Genomic DNA, 17,295 nt, shown 5'->3' with positions numbered 1-17,295 from the left:
CTTATCTCATATCCTTATATCAAAGCCATATATAGTTACAGATCCCTGGCTTTCATTTTTAATTCATTCAGCAGCTGCATCGCCTGAAGCGGCGTCATATTCATGACATCTACACTCTTGATCGTTTCCACGATATGTATGAGCGATGGGTCTACCTTTTCAGCAGGTGCCGCAGCCTTCGAAGCAGGTTTTATTTCCTCTTCTCCAAAAATGGACATCTGGACGACTTCATTGGAGACATGGACAGGCTCTGCTGGTGCCGCAGACTCCATTGTTGCAGTAGATTGTTCCACTTCCTCGAGCCCTACAGCTGCTTGTGAAACGCTCTGTTCAAGCCCTTGCAGTAAAGTATAAGCCCGTCCAATAATCGATGAAGGCAGACCTGCCAAGCGGGCACAGTAGATGCCGTAACTGCTTCCTGCAGGACCAGGCACCAGCTTGCGCAGAAAGTGAACATTTTCTCCGCTTTCCTGTACCGCCATGGAATAATTTCTTAGTCCTTTCAGGCTTTCCTCCAAGTGGGCAAGCTCATGAAAATGCGTTGACACGAGTGACTTACAGCCAATGGTATCATGCACATATTCAATGACGGCTTGAGCGATGGCCATGCCTTCACTGGTCGAGGTACCCCGACCCAGCTCGTCTATGATAATCAGGCTTCGCGGCGTTGCTTTTTCCGTCATGACCTGAATGTCGGCCATCTCCACCATAAACGTGCTCTGTCCGCCAATCAGGTCATCCGCAGCACCAATCCGTGTGAAGATACGATCTGTCATAGGTACTTCGGCCTTTCCTGCCGGTACGAAGCAGCCCATTTGAGCCATGATGGAAATGAGTGCTACCTGACGCATATACGTGCTCTTACCTGCCATGTTCGGACCGGTAATCAGCAGAATCCCTGCCTCCTCACGGCTCAGACGCGTCGCATTGGCAATGAACGAGGAATCCTTCATAACCGCCTCGACTACCGGATGCCTTCCTGCTTCCACAATCAGATCATATCCATCCGTCAGATCAGGTTTTACGAAGCCCTGCTCGGCGCTGACTGCGGCCAGTGACTGGTACACATCAAGCTCTGCCACTTTTTCGGCCAGCAGCTGCAATCTCGAGATTTCAGCAGCAAGCTTTTCCCTGAGTTCTGTGAATAGAGTGTATTCCAGGTCTACCATCTTTTCCTGAGCTTCAAGAATTAGTCCTTCCTTCTCTTTCAGCTCGGGTGTCACATAACGCTCTGCGTTAGTCAGCGTCTGCTTGCGTTCATATCTGCCTTCAGGCAAGGAGCTTACATTGGCCTTGGTCACCTCAATATAGTATCCGAACACTTTATTAAAGCCGATCTTCAGTGAGCGGATGCCTGTGACCTCGCGTTCTTTGGCTTCAAGCTCCGCGATCCAGCGCTTCCCGTTAACGCTTGCTTCCCGCAGTTCATCCAGATGGTCATGGCAGCCTGGCTTAATGAGACCCCCATCCCGAACGGATACGGGAGGATCCTCCACAATCGTCAGATCAATGGCCTCGCTAAGATCCGTACATTCGTCCATTTCACCGGCGATGCGGCGAAGCGTGCTAGAAGAGGAAGTCGCGCAGAGCTCCTTAAGGGCGGGAATTTGCTGCAGCGATACTTTTAATGCATTCAGATCACGCCCGTTGGCGTTTCCAAAAGCAATTCTTGCCACAAGCCGCTCCAAATCATAAATCTCATTTAATGAGGCCTTTAAATCCTCACGAAGAATAAACTGGTTATAGAGATGATCTACCGCCTCCAGGCGTTCTTCAATAGGTTTACGGTGAAGAAGCGGCTTATCGATCCACCTCCGCAAAAGTCTTGCTCCCATCGACGTCTGAGTACGATCCAAAAGCCATAGCAGAGATCCCTTCTTCGAGCGATCACGTACTGTCTCCACAAGCTCCAGATTCCGCCGAGTAAATGGATCCAGAATCATGTAATGCCCGGGTTCATACGGCGAGAACTGAGTCAGCTGCCCCAAAGAGCGGCGTTGGGTCTCACTCAGATAGGAAATGAGAACAGACACGCAGTGCTGGCGCTCGGGATCCAGTCTGGCCCAGGCCGCTTCACCGAATTGGCTCCGCACCAGCTTCTCATCTTTTTTCTCCCAAGGTGTATACACAACCGGACGGCTCCACTGCATTTGTTCCGTTTGAATCAGCTCCAGAACCCCGCTGTCGCCAATCATTTCCGCAGGTTCATAAATGCCGATTTCATCGCGCAGCCATTCCACAGAGGAAGGAACCGACGTGACATACAGTTCACCTGTCGAGATATCACATGCAGCAAGCGACATCATTCTGTCACTCTCTGTCACACATACCAGATAATTATTGGATTTGTCAGCAATGGTCTTCCCTTCCATAATGGTTCCCGGGGTCACCACACGGACAATTTCACGGCGTACCATGCCCTTCGTGACAGCCGGATCATCCATTTGCTCACAAATGGCCACTTTATAGCCTTTCTCAATCAGGCGCTGGATATAGCCTTCAGCCGAATGGTATGGTACTCCGCACATCGGAATTCGTTCAACCCCACCGCCTTCGCGGCCGGTCAAGGTAATCTCAAGCTCTCTTGATGCCCTCACTGCATCTTCAAAAAACATTTCATAAAAATCGCCTAGACGAAAAAAAAGGAAAGCGTCTTGCGCTTGTTCCTTCACTGCTAAATATTGTTCAATCATTGGCGTATATTGTGCCATGACTTACCTCCAAACCTCGAACTTTGCTCATGCCCTATTATAGCAGAAATCAAAGGATATCATCATCAAGGCTGAAAGGGAATATTCCAGAGCGGTCTAATATCACGAAATTCATTCCAGACGCCACCTTGCCGGATATGACGGAGGAGTGGGTCGATATACGATTCCACTTCCTTATACTTCTCCAGAGCCTGAAGATCTGCGACCATCGGCTCGAGGCATTCACGTATCTTCTCCCTTTGCCCCCTATAGTAGGCCTGATGTATCCGGTCTTCATCTTCAAGAGGACGGCGGGAAAGTGTCCGATAATTGGTAACAATCAGGTAGGAGAGATATACAATCCCTTTGGTCAAAAGAGGGGAGACAAGGAAGCTGGGCAGCGTCCTGTACTCAAAGCCTCCATGCGGTTGCCTGCGGAAATCTCCGAGATAACCATATTTCGGACGTCTTAACTGACTGCTCGGCGCCTCCAGAACGGAGACCGGTAGAGTAAGATAATTATCCAGCGTCCTCAGCAGCTCAGCTGTCAGCTCGATGCCGCTGAAATGAAGATGGCCTCCGAGCGGCAGTCCTGTCTTCGGCATGCCTCCGGCCAGCCAAAGCAGTGACCGGTCCGTGATCATCTCCCCTGCCATCCGCATCGTTCTCATCAATCCGACCAGCAGTCCCCGGGGATTCGCACTCGGCTGCGGCCGCAGCTCGGCAATGGGATATGTGGTTATCCCGTCTCCATGCACCGCATCACATCCGACTTCACCTTCCCGGTCCAGATAGCGGGATGCAGGTACAACCTCATGGTCACCGGGTTCTACAATCAGAAATTCCGGATCCATCCCCAGCATGAGAGATGATGTATTGCCGAGCTCATGCCGAAGCTTCCGTGCATGTTCACGTTCTGCCCGTAGATACAGCTGCTGCAGCCTCTGACCTTCTATCCAAGCCGACGGTGTGATCTGTTCAACCGCATATTTTCGTTCGCCGCCGGTGGATACAAGCAGTACCTCCCCAGAGCTTAAGCCAAGTGTGTACAGGCTGCGTACTGCCCTTTTTTCAAGTTGATAAAGCAAGGAGGATGAAACGGCTGCCTGCTCCGTATTCAGCGGTATCGGTGAGCGGAATGAACGGTCCGGTCCTTCCACTTTAGCCACTTCGATGGCATGCAAGCCGGATACATGAACAGCATAACGGCTGCGATAGACACCGCCCTCTTGAGGTTTATCGCTCACGTTGAGCAGTGAAGCTATCCCGGAACGGGTCAGGCGTGCATGCCTGAGTGAGACGGACCAGCTTCCATAACGTTCTGCTTCCTCCTGATTATTCATCTACCGCTTCACCCTTTTCGCGAATAAATAAAAATAAAAATAAAAAAGGAGGGCATCCGCCCTCTACGCCGCCGCCCTCGCGTCATATATTAAACCATACCTCTTTTCCAGCCCCGCTAACCTACAATTCATCATCCAATGAATCAGGATCCAAATCGTCGTAGTCCACATCGTCGCCGAAATCAAATTCTTTGTCTTCGTAATCCCCATGGCCTTTTTCACACACCAGAACACGAACCTTGGTCTCGGCCACAAGCTCTACGCAAAACTCACGTTCTACGCGGATGATGACATTGCCTCCCCCGGACGAAACACTGGCTTCAACGCAGCTAGGTTCCTGCGTGGCCTCCGCAGATACCTCCACGGTTGAAGCCCGGTGTTTTGGATCCAGATACGAGAGCGGAACCAGCTCTACATAGGATACCGTTTCTTTCGCGACGTCGGTTTGAGAGTTTTTGTCATAGGAGTACCAGATGTTGATATCGTAAGTACCAATAACTTCAATTCCGTCGCCTGCGGCAACCGCTTCGTACTGATGGTTTATAATCCATGCCCCCAAGATGCTGGTTGGATTATGAGGCGGAGTCACGGTATGTGTTACGGTAGAGAACTTACGACCTTTGCCGCAGATCGCTTTCGTTATGATCTCTCTACATTGATGTTTATCGCTTAATGACATCTTTGAACCTCCTCCATACAATCATTCACTTAAGTGTATGCAGGACATAGGCATTTGTTGATTAAACGAGCATAAATGAATGAAATATTCTTCTTCGCTTCGAAAGAGAATGCCAGCGAATGGCGAAAATACGCAACTTTCTAAGTAGAACACCGTGTAGTAACTAATAATATCAAAGCTTTGCTCTACTGCGTTGGAAGTATTATATGATGAAAATCCCCTGCAAAAAACGTGAAAACCCCTGCTGGCGATCAGGTTCTAGCACAGAAGCCTGCAGCAGGGGTATATGAGGCATATGCCGTTATTCAGAAGTGATGGCAGCTTTACGTGCAGCGACGGAAGTCGGCGCCTTATTCTTTTTCGCCAGCTTAAGATAGAGGGACAATTCGCGGATCAGCTGCAGAATTGCCGAGCGGATCTCAAATTCCTCCCGGGTGGAAGGCAGCTCCATCGTTTTAAATTCCTGTTCCAGCCGTTCCAAAAGAAATTCCGTGCGGCCGGTATATACTTCCTCCGTAACATCATGACTGAGCTGCTCGAAAAGCTCTGCTACATCATCCGCTTGCGGGAGCTTATGATATACATGTGAAATGAGCTGCAGCATGTTCTGAATGGACTCCAGCTGCTCTTTCCTCATGTAAAAATAAATGCTCCAGACCTCGTCCGGATGAAGCATTTGATTCTCCATCGCCCGGTGCGACGCCTCTTTTCCGATGCGGATTTCTTTGCCTGCTTCAATCAGTTCTTTTCCATCCCATACATAGTCAGGATCACGCAGCGTTTGGGCAATCCGGGCGAAAATAATAGAGAACTGCTTATCCACCCGTTTGCGGATTGCAACCATCTGATCGGCTGCCTGCGGCATATATGCCAGGTTAACAATCATTGCTGAACCCAGGCCAATCACAAGCAATTCAATCTGTGTCACGAGCGTCGGCAGCGTGATGCTGCCATTGCCATAGACCCGGAAGACAACTACCGAGCTGGTTACGATACCTTCTTTGAAGTTGGCGCGGGCTATTATGGGAAAGGCAACTAATATATAGATAGCCAGCACCCAGTAATGATAGCCCAGAATTTCAAATAATACGCAAGCAAAAGCAAGCCCGAGAAGCGATGCGAAAAAACGGGCAGATATCGTTCTTATGCTTTTCTTACGGGTAACATCCACGCCGAGTACAGCCAGCAGGCCTGCTGACAGCGGCCCTGTTATGCCGAACGCATCCGCTACCAGAATCGCCATGAGAGTTGCAATGGCTGTTTTAATGACACGAAAGCCCATGAAACCGCCTCTTTCTTACACATTTGACGTATTCCATGGTAGCGGATTTCAGCGCCGGACACAATGTCACACGGGCCTGTCAATTTTTTGAGCGGAACAAATGTCGGAATTCAGCAGCATTTTCTCCCTTGGTTATCGCCGATGATTCAGCAGTTTACGCTCCGCATAGACGACAAGCTGGTACATACCTGTAGCAACAACAGCAATAATCAGCAGGCTGGACATGACAAGCGTAAAGTTAAATACCTGAAAACCATAAATGATCAAATAGCCGAGCCCCATCTTGGCCACCAGAAATTCGCCTACAATAACGCCAACCCAGGCCATGCCTACATTGACCTTCAGGGTAGATATAATGGTAGGAAAAGAGGCCGGAAGAATTACTTTACGGAATACCTGAGCCCTCGTCCCGCCGAAGACGCGCACAACCTTAATCAGATTGGTGTCCACCTCGCAAAAGCTGTTATACACTACCAGCGTCGTCACAATCACTGTGATGGACAGCGTGGTAACGGTGATGGATAAAAATCCGGCACCAAACATCACGATGAATATGGGACCTAAGGCGACCTTAGGCATACTGTTAAAGACAACCATGTAAGGGTCAAGCACCTTGGAAAGAAACGGTGACCACCAGATCAGTACGGCAAGCAGCGTCCCAAAAAGCGTTCCCAGCACAAATCCCGCTGCTGTTTCCCCGACCGTAATTCCAAGATGCCCCCAGAGCTCACCGCTCACCATATCTTTGCCAATCTGCGCGAATACCTTGGACGGATAGCTGAACAGCAGCACATCGATCCATTTCAGCCTGCCCGCGATCTCCCAAAATGCAAAAAACAACAGCAATAACGCCATTTGTACGGAAAACACCTGAATACGCTGTTTCTTTTGGCGCTTGAGATGTGACTTATGCAGCATCTGCAAACTATCTTCCGGAAGAGCGGGTGTATTCGTGTTCATCCGGCTGTTCAGCACTGACATCTACCCTCACTCCTTATCCCCGGCGCTCTCCATTTCGCGCCAAATCTCATGAAACAGTTCATTAAAGCCACTCTGCTCCCTGGCCACCAAAGGCCTTGCGAGCCGAATATGCTCCGGAACTTCAAAAGTTCTGCGAATCTTTCCCGGATGGCTTCCAAGCACGATAACACGGTCGCTGACCGCTACGGCCTCGGATAAATCATGGGTAACCAAAATTGCCGTTTTATTCTTCTCACGCAGCGTCTCCGAAATCAAATCCTCCAGCTGCAGCTTAGTCTGGTAATCCAGTGCGGAAAAAGGCTCATCCAGCAGCAGCAGACCGGGATCAGTAGACAGCGTCCGCACCAGAGCCACTCGCTGCCTCATTCCTCCGGATAACTGCTGCGGATACATATTTTTGGCTTCCTCAAGCCCCATTTCCTCAAGCAAAGAGGATGTTCTGGCGAGTTGTTTATCATCCAGTCTCCCTGTAAGCTCAAGCCCGATCGAGGCATTTTCAAAAATAGTGCGCCAAGGGAATAAATAGTCCTGCTGCAGCATGTATCCTACTTCAGGCGTCGGTCCTTCCACTTTGCGCCCGTAGACAAACACTCCGCCTTTCGTAGGGTTGAGCAATCCAGCTACAATGGAGAGCAGCGTCGTCTTGCCGCACCCGCTTGGGCCGACAAGACTGACGAACTCCCCCGGAAACACCTTCAAATCCAATCCGTCCAGGGCCAGTGATGCTTCGCGGTCACTGACGTAAACATGCGTAATATGCTGTAATTCAACTACCGGCTCCATGCTTCCACTCTCCTCTCGGCATTGGAATGCTATTTCACGAATGACTTGGCTTTTTCGGCAAAGCTGTTGTCGACGATCGCTGTTGCCGGCACTTTCTCTTTCAGTTCTCCAGCCTGGCTCATGACATCGAGCAGATTATTCCATTCGGTTTCATCCACGATCGGATCCGCAGCATACGTACCTTGATCTTTATAGCGTTTGACGGAAGAGATGATAATTTCTTTATCTGCGTCCTTGAAGTAAGGCAGGATGGCATCCGCAATTTCTTCAGGACTGTGCTGTTGGACCCAGTTTTGCGCTTTCTGCAGCGCATTCGTGAATTTTTGTACGGTATCGTTGTTCTTTTTGATGTAGCTCTGCTTACTCATAAATACCGTATACGGCAAATGGCCGCTTTCCTCACCGAAGGATGCAACGACATGGCCTTTTCCTTCTTTTTCAAAAATAGATGCCTGCGGCTCAAACAGCTGCACATAATCCCCCGTCCCGGATAAATAGGCAGAGGCGATATTCGCAAAATCAATATTCTGGATCAGCTTCAAATCCTTCTGGGGATCAATGTTATGCTTGCGCAGTGTAAATTCGCCTGCCATTTGCGGCATGCCTCCTTTACGCTGACCCAGGAAAACACTCCCTTTCACATTGTTCCAATCCAGCTTGCCTTCTTGGTTCCTTGCCATTAAAAAAGTGCCATCGGTTTGCGTGACTTGACCAAAATTGATGACCGGATCATCCGAACCCTGCTGGTACACATAGATGGATGTTTCGGATCCGACCAAAGCCACATTAATGGCCCCTGATAAAAGAGCTGTCATCGTTTTGTCGCCGCCAGGGATCGTTTGCAGCTCGACATCCAGTCCTTCCTCCTTAAAAAATCCTTTTTCCAGCGCCACATATTCAGGGGCATAGAAAACGGACCGCGTGACTTCCCCCACTTTCACCTTCACCGCGGATTTGCTGCCGGAGCATCCCGAAAAGATCATTCCGCACAGGACAAGAGAGAAAAGTCCGATCCAAATCCCTCGTTTGTTCTTCAGCATATGCCTTCCTCCATCCTCTTCAAGCCATATGCCATCATATGCATCCGCCCAGCAAAGGGTTAAATAAAACTGTTATCAAAAATGACTCACGGTAGATAGACCGATCGTTCACAACACAAAAAAAGCCCCTAAGTCTTCCGCAACATAAACGTTGCAGAGAACACTCAGGAGCTTTCTTTGTAAGCTTGTACTTAATTCAGCAGCTTACAGCTTGTAAATTTCCTTGTACTTCTCTTCGAGATAATCAGCCAGATAATCCGGGCTCAGTTCCTCTCCGGTTACTTGCATGATGATCTCGGCAGGAGATAAGCTTTTGCCGAAGCGATAGATTTTCTCGGTCAGCCATTCCTTGATTGGAATCAGATTGCCCTCACGGATATACCGGTCCAGCTCAGGCAGCTCCTTTTTCATGGTATTCATGATTTGGGCAGCGTACATGTTGCCGAGGGAATAAGAAGCGAAATAACCAAAATCCCCTCCGGACCAGTGAACGTCCTGCAGTACGCCTAGACTGTCATTTGGTGGCGTGACGCCAAGATATTGCTGATATTTTTCATTCCATACTTTCGGAAGATCTTTGACTTCCAATCCTTCATTAAAGATCATCTTCTCGATTTCGTAGCGGATAATGATATGAAGGTTGTACGTCAACTCGTCGGATTCGATCCGAATGAGGGAGTTTTCCACACGGTTAACGGCGCGGTAGAAGTCTTCAAGCTTTACATCCTGAAGCTGCTGCGAGAAATGCTTTTGCAAATCTGTGTAATAGCGTTCCCAGAACGCGCGGCTGCGGCCGATTATGTTTTCCCATAAACGGGATTGGGACTCGTGAATGCCCATCGAAGTTCCTTGCGCGAGCGGTGTGCCGGCAAGGTCTTTGCTGATATTTTGTTCATACAGTGCATGTCCGCCTTCATGCAGGGAACTGAACAACGCACTGGTCACATCATCCTGAAGATAGTGGGTCGTAATCCGTACGTCGCCAGAGTTTAACCCCGTAGCGAATGGATGGACGCTTTCATCAAGACGTCCTGCGTCAAAGTCATAACCCATTTGTTCGAGGATAAAGAGGCCCATTTTCTCCTGCTGCTCTTTTTCAAAAATTTGATCCAGGAATGTCGTATCCGGTTTGCTGGGAGATGCTTGTATAGCGGAAACCAGCGGTACCAAACGGTCACGCAATCTGCCAAAGACTTCATCCAGCTTTTCTACGGTCAATTCCGGCTCGTATTTATCCAGCAGCGTGTCATAAGTCGTGCCTTTAACACCCCAGTACTGAATAAATTCTTTCAGCAAACTTACGATTTTGGTCAAATTCGGCTCGAAGGAAGCAAAATCATTGTTTTCCTTTGCTTCTTCCCAGATGGTCTGCGTATGTGCAGAAAGCACGGAGAATTCCTCGATTTTTTTAGCAGGGATTTGTTTGTTTTCTTCGTAATCCTTTTTGCATTCCTTCACCACGCGACGGGTTGTTTCATCCAGTTGGCTGTCGACTTCTGGGTTTGTGAAAAAGGATATGTATTCTCCCATTTCGTCCGATACACGCAGCTTGAATTGCTCCGCAGACAGTGTGCCGATGACTCCGGAACGAAGTTCCACGCCTTTGCGTGGTGCACCCGTACGAAGATCCCAGTGCATCAGGGAAATCGCTTCGGTATATGCGCCAATTTTGCGCACGAGTTCCTTAAAAGATTCCAATTTTGCCTTTACATCGTTATTCATTCCAAGATTCACCTCGCCACGTATTTTTGTCTTACCTCTTGATGATACTTTTTGAGGAAAGTATAATCAATATTTAATACGAATCGTTCGTCTTCAAACCTGCATTTTGAGTAAAGGAGCCTGTAGTCACCATGAATATTCAAATCTCCGAACGCGCGGAACGCTTTCTCCGCCAGAAAATAGGCAGCAAGTCTTCGCCTGTCAGGCTTGTCTTTGACTCTGAGGGCTGCGGCTGCGGGGTCAACGGTATACCGGCTTTGTGGATTCTCCCTGCGCAGGATGAACATGATATAATCCTACATAGCAATGGAGTTCCTTTTCTCATTAACCGGATTCATGCCGTATATTTTGAAGAACATCTTTATCTGGATTCGGAAGAGACGTACCCATCATTTCGTCTTTCGGGAGACAGCCAGTTGTATGGTCAGAATATAAGACTGCTGGACAAGCGCGAAGACGAATCTTAAATCCTTGAAAGGTTGTGTATGTATTATGAGCCACGTTTCAGAAATTCTGGAGTATAACCATCAATTTGTGGAAGAAAAACAGTATGAACAATACTTGACAGGCAAGTTTCCCGATAAAAAGCTGGTCATCATCACTTGCATGGATACCCGTCTGGTGGAACTGCTTCCTAAAGCCATGAATCTGAAGAACGGCGATGTCAAAATCATCAAAATTGCGGGCGCGATCGTATCCCATCCGTTCGGCAGCGTGATGCGCAGCATCTTGGTTGCCCTGTATGAACTGAGCGCGGACGAAGTCATCGTCGTTGGCCACCTCGACTGCGGCATGGCAGCCCTGAATGCTGATCATATGATCCAGGAAATCCGCAATCGCGGCGTTTCCGAGGAAGTGCTGTCCACCCTGGAGAATTCCGGCATCAAGCTGGATACTTGGCTTCAGGGCTTCAACAACATCAAAGACGGCGTGACCGGAACCGTCAACCTCATCAAAAAGCATCCGCTTCTTCCGGGAGACGTGCCGGTTCATGGCATGATCATCGATCCGAACACCGGCTCGCTTGAACTGGTCGTCGACGGCTACGAAAAAATTTCACAAAAATAACTCTTTACATTTGCATGCAAAAACACGGATACCTGTATCCGTGTTTTTTTGTGACTTCGGTTGCAAAACCATACAGTTTAAGTGTACACTTTTTGATGAAAGAACATATCACGTATGGGAGACATTGCAAATGAATACGTTATCCTACGGATTGTTGGCTTTTTTGGCCAGGGAACCTGGTTCAGGCTATGATGTGATGCTAAAGATCCAGCCGTTCTGGCAGGCCAAGCACAGCCAAATTTATCCTCTCCTTGCACAAATGGAGGAGAATGAACTACTTACTTCTTATTGGATCAAACAGTCGGAAAAACCCGACAAAAAAATCTACTCCATCACCGACAGCGGCATTCGAAAACTGAAAGAATGGATGTACATGCCTCTTCCGGACCCGGTTACCAGGGACGAGCTGTCTATGAAAACGTTTTGCATGTGGATGACTGACCGCGATAACGCGATCGAAATTGTGGAGACGAGAAAGGCTTATTTTACACGCAGGCTCGAATCCTTCAACAACATGCTGCAAAAAATCCCTGAAGAAAAGCGGACATTCGGCAATCGTGAATTTTATGATTACATTCTGATCCAAAAGGGAATATTTAATGCAACGGCCGGACAGGATTGGTGCAAATGGGTCCTTGGTATGCTAAAGGAGCAGCAAGCAACAGAATCACAGGCTCAACCGGCGCAGTAAAAATGCTTCAAAAAATTCTATGAAAGAAAGAATTTAAACTGTTTGATATTTTATTTTTCAAAAAATGAAACTTTAAGATACTAAGCACGTAAAGCATAGTAGGCAAACAAACATGCCAGCAAATTACTCGGGAGGTTTTCTACTTCATGATGAACAAATCGTTGAAGAAATGGATCATGATTGTCATGGCATTTACGTTCTTCTTCGCAATTTCTGTACCGGCGGATAATGCGGATGCCAGACGTGGTGGTGGAAGCAGCTACAGATCCGGCACCAAAGGCTTCACCAATACACCGAAGAAATCGACGACGACTGATAACGTTAAAAAGTCGACGAATACGAACAACTCCACAGCAGGTACAACGGCTAAGCGCGGATTCTTCAGCGGTGGCGGTTTCATGAAAGGCCTGATGATCGGCGGCCTCGCAGGCATGCTGTTCGGTGGTATGTTTGGCGGTATGGGAGCATTCGGTAACATTTTAGGCTTGATTATCAATCTTTTTGCCATTTATGTGGTCATTTCCCTCGCGGTTGCGGCTTACAGGGCATTCAAGAACCGGCGTAAACCGGACCCACGTAACGGACGGTACTAAACGATGCTGATACTCACAATGGAGGAAATTATTAATGCAATTTGCCTTCATATGGCAGAGCGCAAACGGATTCGTCCCCAAGACGTTCAAGTCGAACTCTTTTGGGAAGAAGAAACTGGCTATTCCGCTGAGGTATGGACCGAAGGCCGCAGTCAGTACCTGGTTGAATCCAATATGATCGAAGCCATTATGCGTTATCTACAAAGCGAGTACGGCATTCGTGCTTACCGTGAGCAGATTTCATTGGACGTGGACGAGGAAATAACAGCCCAGATCGATGTGGAAGTGCAGCAGACGAATTAAAAATAAAAGGTAGACATCATTACGATGTCTACCTTTTTTGCGCGTTATGGAGCTAAGTTACGTAGCTGATGCCAAAGCTTCATGCAACGCTTATCCGATTAATGGCTGCCGGTTCTTATCCGTTTCATGCGCTTAAGGCGGGTGTATCACACCTTGGTGTTCAAATAGACAGCTATATCCTGGATCAGATATTTCCCTGCCTCTTGACTCCCGTTGAACGCTTGAATAACCAGTCGAAGCGATTTAGCCTGTTCGACTTGCGCTAGTGTGATTTCGTGCGTTTCCAGTTCATCCTCATTGTGGCTCCATGCAACCTGCTCTGACTCGCCCACTTTACGCCAATCCGTTAATCCGTCAAGGGATACTTCAATATCCCACTGTGTCGGGCCTTGCTTCAAGCCCGCCCGTGTCGATAACGTTACCGTATCAAACACTTGAATACCCACCCAATCCAGATAAACATAGTGAGGTAATGATTCTTCCGGCTTGCTCATTAATGCCGTATTCGGATCTCCGTCATTGATATAACAAATATGCGATTGCGCGTTGTACAAATCTCCCCATGTAATATCGTTACCTACTCCGCTAATAGCAAACCTGGCGAGATTGCCTTCCTTTCCTTCGAGCGGAATGAGCTCCATTGGCATTCCTTCGCGCTTATACACCCTTAGATAGTCTACGAGGAATTCCTTGGGATAAGGAATGGATCGGTCCAGATCTCCAATCCATCCCCCATCACCATCATTAATTTGCAGCAAGGTAACCATCGGATAATCCGGTGACTGATCGACTTCCCAATATAGCTCATGATCCAGATAGAACTTCATACCGGATTCATCCCACTCAAAGCCATATACGTGAAAATCTTCAGATAAGTCCACATCCGTACGATACGGAATATGGGCATACTTCAATTTCGTATCACGTAATGAATGAAGGGTCGTATTCAGTAACCGTGTATCTTTGCCTAGCATTTCGAAAATATCGATTTCAGCATTCTGTTCTTTCTTATTTTCGAACCCGATCATCCACCAAGCTGAATTAAGCCCGCTCCCTTTCGCCACCTTCGCACGTACCTCGAAGTAACCATATTTCGTCACAAGGTTCATAAAGGCATGTTCATGATGGTTTAGCCCTAGATCATCACCGTAACGATGCAGTCCATCTCGCATCCCCGTAACAATAGCGGATACACGCTTATGCTCATCAGGCAGTTGTAACACGATACAACTATCGCGGAATTGATAAGCCGCCTCGGCTTCTTCTATCGTCTTCCAATGGGATAACCCGTAAGGTGAGAACGTCGTCCGATCGAGTGTTTCCCCATCAAACTCTTCATGAAAAACAAGGGTCCAGCCTTCCTTATGCAGCATATCTGTCATGATTTACTCGCTCCTATTCCGTACATCTATTTTGTCTGAAACGCTCTTACTTTTTATTCTTGGCATCCTTAATCTTGATCGCAGATTCCTCTTCCAGCACCCGAATAAACTCAGGAATGTTCATGTCCGATGTCGCAAACTTCTTCATAGCCCCATTCAAATCAACGAATTTATCCCACACACTTGCTCTAACCGGAGGAAGCGCAAACTGATTTTGGAACATCGCCATTACATTTTTACCTTGATGATCTGGATTGTCGGCACCAAATTGTTTGCGAATTTCCACATCGGATGTAGCTGGAATTGTACCTTTTCTTGTAGCCTTCGTTTGATTATCTATTGAAATAATGGCTTGAAGGACTTGCAGAGCTGCTTCTTTATTCTCGCTATACGGGTTAATTACCGTAGGTGCCGTATGAACTGCTGGAGCTGTCGCTGGAATGTCAGACCAGGATGGAATCGGCAAGATGTCCATGTCTTTCTTAAATTCCGCCCTTTCCTCCGGGGTCTCCCCGCCGAACCAAGTCAGGTAACCATGCCAATTGATTTCCATGGCAGCTGTTTTCTGCATAAACTTATCTGGTTCTTCCGGATTGTATATGCTCGGGATACTGTAAATCTTCTTCATGAGTTCCATATACTTCGTAAACTTCGGATCTTTGGACAAAAACACTTCCCCTGTGTCCGGATCCGTCAATGTTGTGGATAGCTGTAACAGAGCAGCATCCACCGTATCCGAGCCGAACTCCAAGCCTACGTATTGATTTCCATCACGGGTACCTGTCATTTTCTTAGCAAGGTCAATAATTTCATCCCAAGTCATATTATCCGTCGGATAAGGAACACCGAATAGGTCGAATACCTCTTTATTGTAGAAGAGGCCATAAATTCCTCCATTGCCCGTCAATCCGATTAACCGTCCCTCTGGATCTTGAGAGCGAATCAGAGCAATAAACGAAGGGTCCACGGTGCTCAAATCAATCCCATACTCTTTTACCATCTCATCCAGTGGCTGTACCATATCAAGATCGAGCAATACATTCACCCCCAGATTCGGTGTCAATAAATCAACCACCGTCCCTGCGCTGTTAATCTCCTGAATCCCCTCAGCCGTTCCGTTCCAATCGACATATTCGAATGTAATATGGGGAACAAGCTCCTTCATATCTTGAACAAAATTGTTTTGGAAGTTTTCCTCCCCCCATTGTGTGGCTACTTTTAGCGTAACGGGTTCATTCGAGAATTGCTTCACTTCTACAGGTTCAGGGTCCTCCGCTTTCTCATCGGTTTTCGTATTTGTTCCTTCCGCTGATACTGTTGTATCTGGCTTCTCACTTGTCACTTCACTGCTCTTTGATGAGGAACATGCTCCCAGAACGAACATGAACAAGAGACATATCATGAACAGCAGACCTTGACTTTTTTGACCACTTTTTCTCAAACCGATACCCTCCCTTTTTCATTAATACAAATAAAAACGATGTGAAAAGAATGGATTAAATGAATGCAAGAGCCAGTCGATTCGGATTTCTTAACCTTGGCTATTCCTGAATCTACTGGAACAATTCTCTATTGTCGGTAGGCGTTTTCAATCCAATCTTTAATTCATAGTTTACTTGGCTTACCCTTGGAAGTATTTAGCCCAGAGTAACACTTTTATAACAAAAATAACCCCCTAAGATTCTTCTAGGGGGGAGACGATATCGATTGATGAAATAAGTGTTGCATTAAACTGACTCAGGCTGATTCCCATTCGTTTTTTGAACATTCGACTAAATGAGTGCAGCTCTGAATATCCGACCTGGTTCGCGATCTCACTGATCGAAAGGTCGGTTTCAAGTGCGAGCTGCTTCGCCTTCTCTATGCGGATCGTAGCCAGATAATCAGACGGTGTCATGCCGTAACATTTGCGAAATTGCCGTATGATATAGTTTCTGCTCAGCCCCGTCATCTTACTTAACGTATCTAAACGGATTGCCGTACTATAATTTTCTTTGATGTAATTGCAGATTTTCACCATTTTCGCGTTGATTTTTGTTGCTTGTCTCGCTGTTTCATCCACCGGAATGTTATTTGACAATTCATATAATATTTGTAACAACAATCCTTGTGCAAGCATATTGCTCGTCAATTTTTTTTGCTGAATGGCCTGAATTAAAGAAATTAGTTTCCCGAGTAACGAGCCGTCTGGATCTTGCCCCCTATAATAGTCATTTTCAAATAGGGATTGAAGAGGTGACTTCGACACTCCAAAATGAAATGAAATGGTTATACCCACGTATGGATCATGTTTTGATGGTTGCAATGAACGAACAGCATCGGGTCGGATAATATAAATATCCCCTTTTCCGATTGGATGCTTCACGCCATCAACTATACTTTCTGCCGACCCATCCACCCCATATAAAAGCTGATATTGACTAATCACCTGAGGAATCATAAACCAACCTGTCGGAGGTTTGTACATATGGGCAAGCGTAATATAAGGCGGATAATAGAATTGATCTTGTAATAACGGGATCGTTTCCTCTGGACTTAGGACTGGAAGCTTATCATACACAACAAAATCACCTTCTTCCCTTCTGACTGATGAATCCCCTGCTCTTACGATACAATAAACTCCATGAAAGTAGTGTGAAGATTTAATCAGCAATATAGTCCAACAAGTGCGCAATGCTATATAGAGACTCCATCATTTTTTCAATTTAGAATGAAGGCAGCTGAATTTACACTTCATG

The 17,295-nt window shown here is 47.2% G+C and carries 16 protein-coding genes; 5 read left to right on the top strand and 11 right to left on the bottom strand.

Going from position 1 to position 17,295, the window contains the following annotated elements; all coding sequences use genetic code 11:
- Positions 1-35: 35 nt before the first annotated feature.
- The 8 genes from mutS to KJS65_RS04840 all read right to left on the bottom strand — a co-directional run bounded on the left by mutS (position 36) and on the right by KJS65_RS04840 (position 10,520).
- On the bottom strand, positions 36-2,711 hold the full coding sequence (mutS, locus tag KJS65_RS04875; RefSeq protein ID WP_213648817.1) for a DNA mismatch repair protein MutS: 2,676 nt from the start codon (positions 2,709-2,711) through the stop codon (positions 36-38).
- Between the two features lie 65 nt (positions 2,712-2,776).
- Positions 2,777-4,033: a putative amidoligase domain-containing protein gene (locus tag KJS65_RS04870; protein ID WP_213648816.1), complete on the bottom strand. Its 1,257-nt coding sequence runs from the start codon at positions 4,031-4,033 to the stop codon at positions 2,777-2,779.
- A gap of 121 nt (positions 4,034-4,154) precedes the next feature.
- Positions 4,155-4,712: an outer spore coat protein CotE gene (locus KJS65_RS04865; protein WP_136605993.1), complete on the bottom strand. Its 558-nt coding sequence runs from the start codon at positions 4,710-4,712 to the stop codon at positions 4,155-4,157.
- 301 nt (positions 4,713-5,013) lie between these two features.
- Positions 5,014-5,994 (bottom strand): aromatic acid exporter family protein, encoded by a 981-nt coding sequence (locus tag KJS65_RS04860; protein ID WP_213648815.1) that lies wholly within the window; start codon positions 5,992-5,994, stop codon positions 5,014-5,016.
- 132 nt (positions 5,995-6,126) lie between these two features.
- Positions 6,127-6,912, bottom strand: a complete 786-nt coding sequence (locus tag KJS65_RS04855) for an ABC transporter permease (RefSeq protein WP_374706168.1) — start codon at positions 6,910-6,912, stop codon at positions 6,127-6,129.
- A 69-nt stretch (positions 6,913-6,981) separates the two neighbouring features.
- Positions 6,982-7,758: an ABC transporter ATP-binding protein gene (locus KJS65_RS04850; protein ID WP_213648814.1), complete on the bottom strand. Its 777-nt coding sequence runs from the start codon at positions 7,756-7,758 to the stop codon at positions 6,982-6,984.
- Between the two features lie 29 nt (positions 7,759-7,787).
- Positions 7,788-8,798 (bottom strand): ABC transporter substrate-binding protein, encoded by a 1,011-nt coding sequence (locus KJS65_RS04845; protein ID WP_213648813.1) that lies wholly within the window; start codon positions 8,796-8,798, stop codon positions 7,788-7,790.
- 204 nt (positions 8,799-9,002) lie between these two features.
- On the bottom strand, positions 9,003-10,520 hold the full coding sequence (locus tag KJS65_RS04840; protein WP_213648812.1) for a carboxypeptidase M32: 1,518 nt from the start codon (positions 10,518-10,520) through the stop codon (positions 9,003-9,005).
- 131 nt (positions 10,521-10,651) lie between these two features.
- On the opposite strand from KJS65_RS04840, the gene KJS65_RS04835 reads away from it, so the two are divergent.
- The 5 genes from KJS65_RS04835 to KJS65_RS04815 all read left to right on the top strand — a co-directional run bounded on the left by KJS65_RS04835 (position 10,652) and on the right by KJS65_RS04815 (position 13,175).
- On the top strand, positions 10,652-10,987 hold the full coding sequence (locus KJS65_RS04835) for an iron-sulfur cluster biosynthesis family protein (protein WP_213648811.1): 336 nt from the start codon (positions 10,652-10,654) through the stop codon (positions 10,985-10,987).
- A 25-nt stretch (positions 10,988-11,012) separates the two neighbouring features.
- The gene (locus KJS65_RS04830) at positions 11,013-11,588 is read left to right on the top strand and encodes a beta-class carbonic anhydrase (RefSeq protein WP_213648810.1); all 576 of its coding nucleotides are present in this window, start codon (positions 11,013-11,015) and stop codon (positions 11,586-11,588) included.
- Between the two features lie 130 nt (positions 11,589-11,718).
- Positions 11,719-12,279 (top strand): PadR family transcriptional regulator, encoded by a 561-nt coding sequence (locus tag KJS65_RS04825; protein ID WP_213648809.1) that lies wholly within the window; start codon positions 11,719-11,721, stop codon positions 12,277-12,279.
- A gap of 146 nt (positions 12,280-12,425) precedes the next feature.
- Positions 12,426-12,872 (top strand): hypothetical protein, encoded by a 447-nt coding sequence (locus KJS65_RS04820; protein ID WP_374706135.1) that lies wholly within the window; start codon positions 12,426-12,428, stop codon positions 12,870-12,872.
- A 6-nt stretch (positions 12,873-12,878) separates the two neighbouring features.
- The gene (locus KJS65_RS04815; protein WP_213650640.1) at positions 12,879-13,175 is read left to right on the top strand and encodes a YxcD family protein; all 297 of its coding nucleotides are present in this window, start codon (positions 12,879-12,881) and stop codon (positions 13,173-13,175) included.
- Positions 13,176-13,321: 146 nt separating this feature from the next.
- Here the strand turns inward: KJS65_RS04815 and KJS65_RS04810 are convergent, their stop codons facing one another.
- The 3 genes from KJS65_RS04810 to KJS65_RS04800 all read right to left on the bottom strand — a co-directional run bounded on the left by KJS65_RS04810 (position 13,322) and on the right by KJS65_RS04800 (position 17,117).
- Entirely contained in the window at positions 13,322-14,557 is a 1,236-nt protein-coding gene (locus tag KJS65_RS04810) for a family 16 glycosylhydrolase (protein WP_213648808.1), read from the bottom strand.
- Between the two features lie 46 nt (positions 14,558-14,603).
- Entirely contained in the window at positions 14,604-15,998 is a 1,395-nt protein-coding gene (locus tag KJS65_RS04805; protein WP_213648807.1) for an ABC transporter substrate-binding protein, read from the bottom strand.
- A gap of 234 nt (positions 15,999-16,232) precedes the next feature.
- Positions 16,233-17,117, bottom strand: coding sequence for a helix-turn-helix domain-containing protein (locus KJS65_RS04800; protein ID WP_213648806.1), 885 nt, complete (start codon positions 17,115-17,117; stop codon positions 16,233-16,235).
- Positions 17,118-17,295: the final 178 nt, after the last annotated feature.

The organism is Paenibacillus sp. J23TS9, from assembly GCF_018403225.1.
GTDB lineage: Bacteria > Bacillota > Bacilli > Paenibacillales > Paenibacillaceae > Paenibacillus_AQ.
Note: the sequence above shows the minus strand (reverse complement) of the source record. Positions and strands in the feature narration are given on the sequence as shown.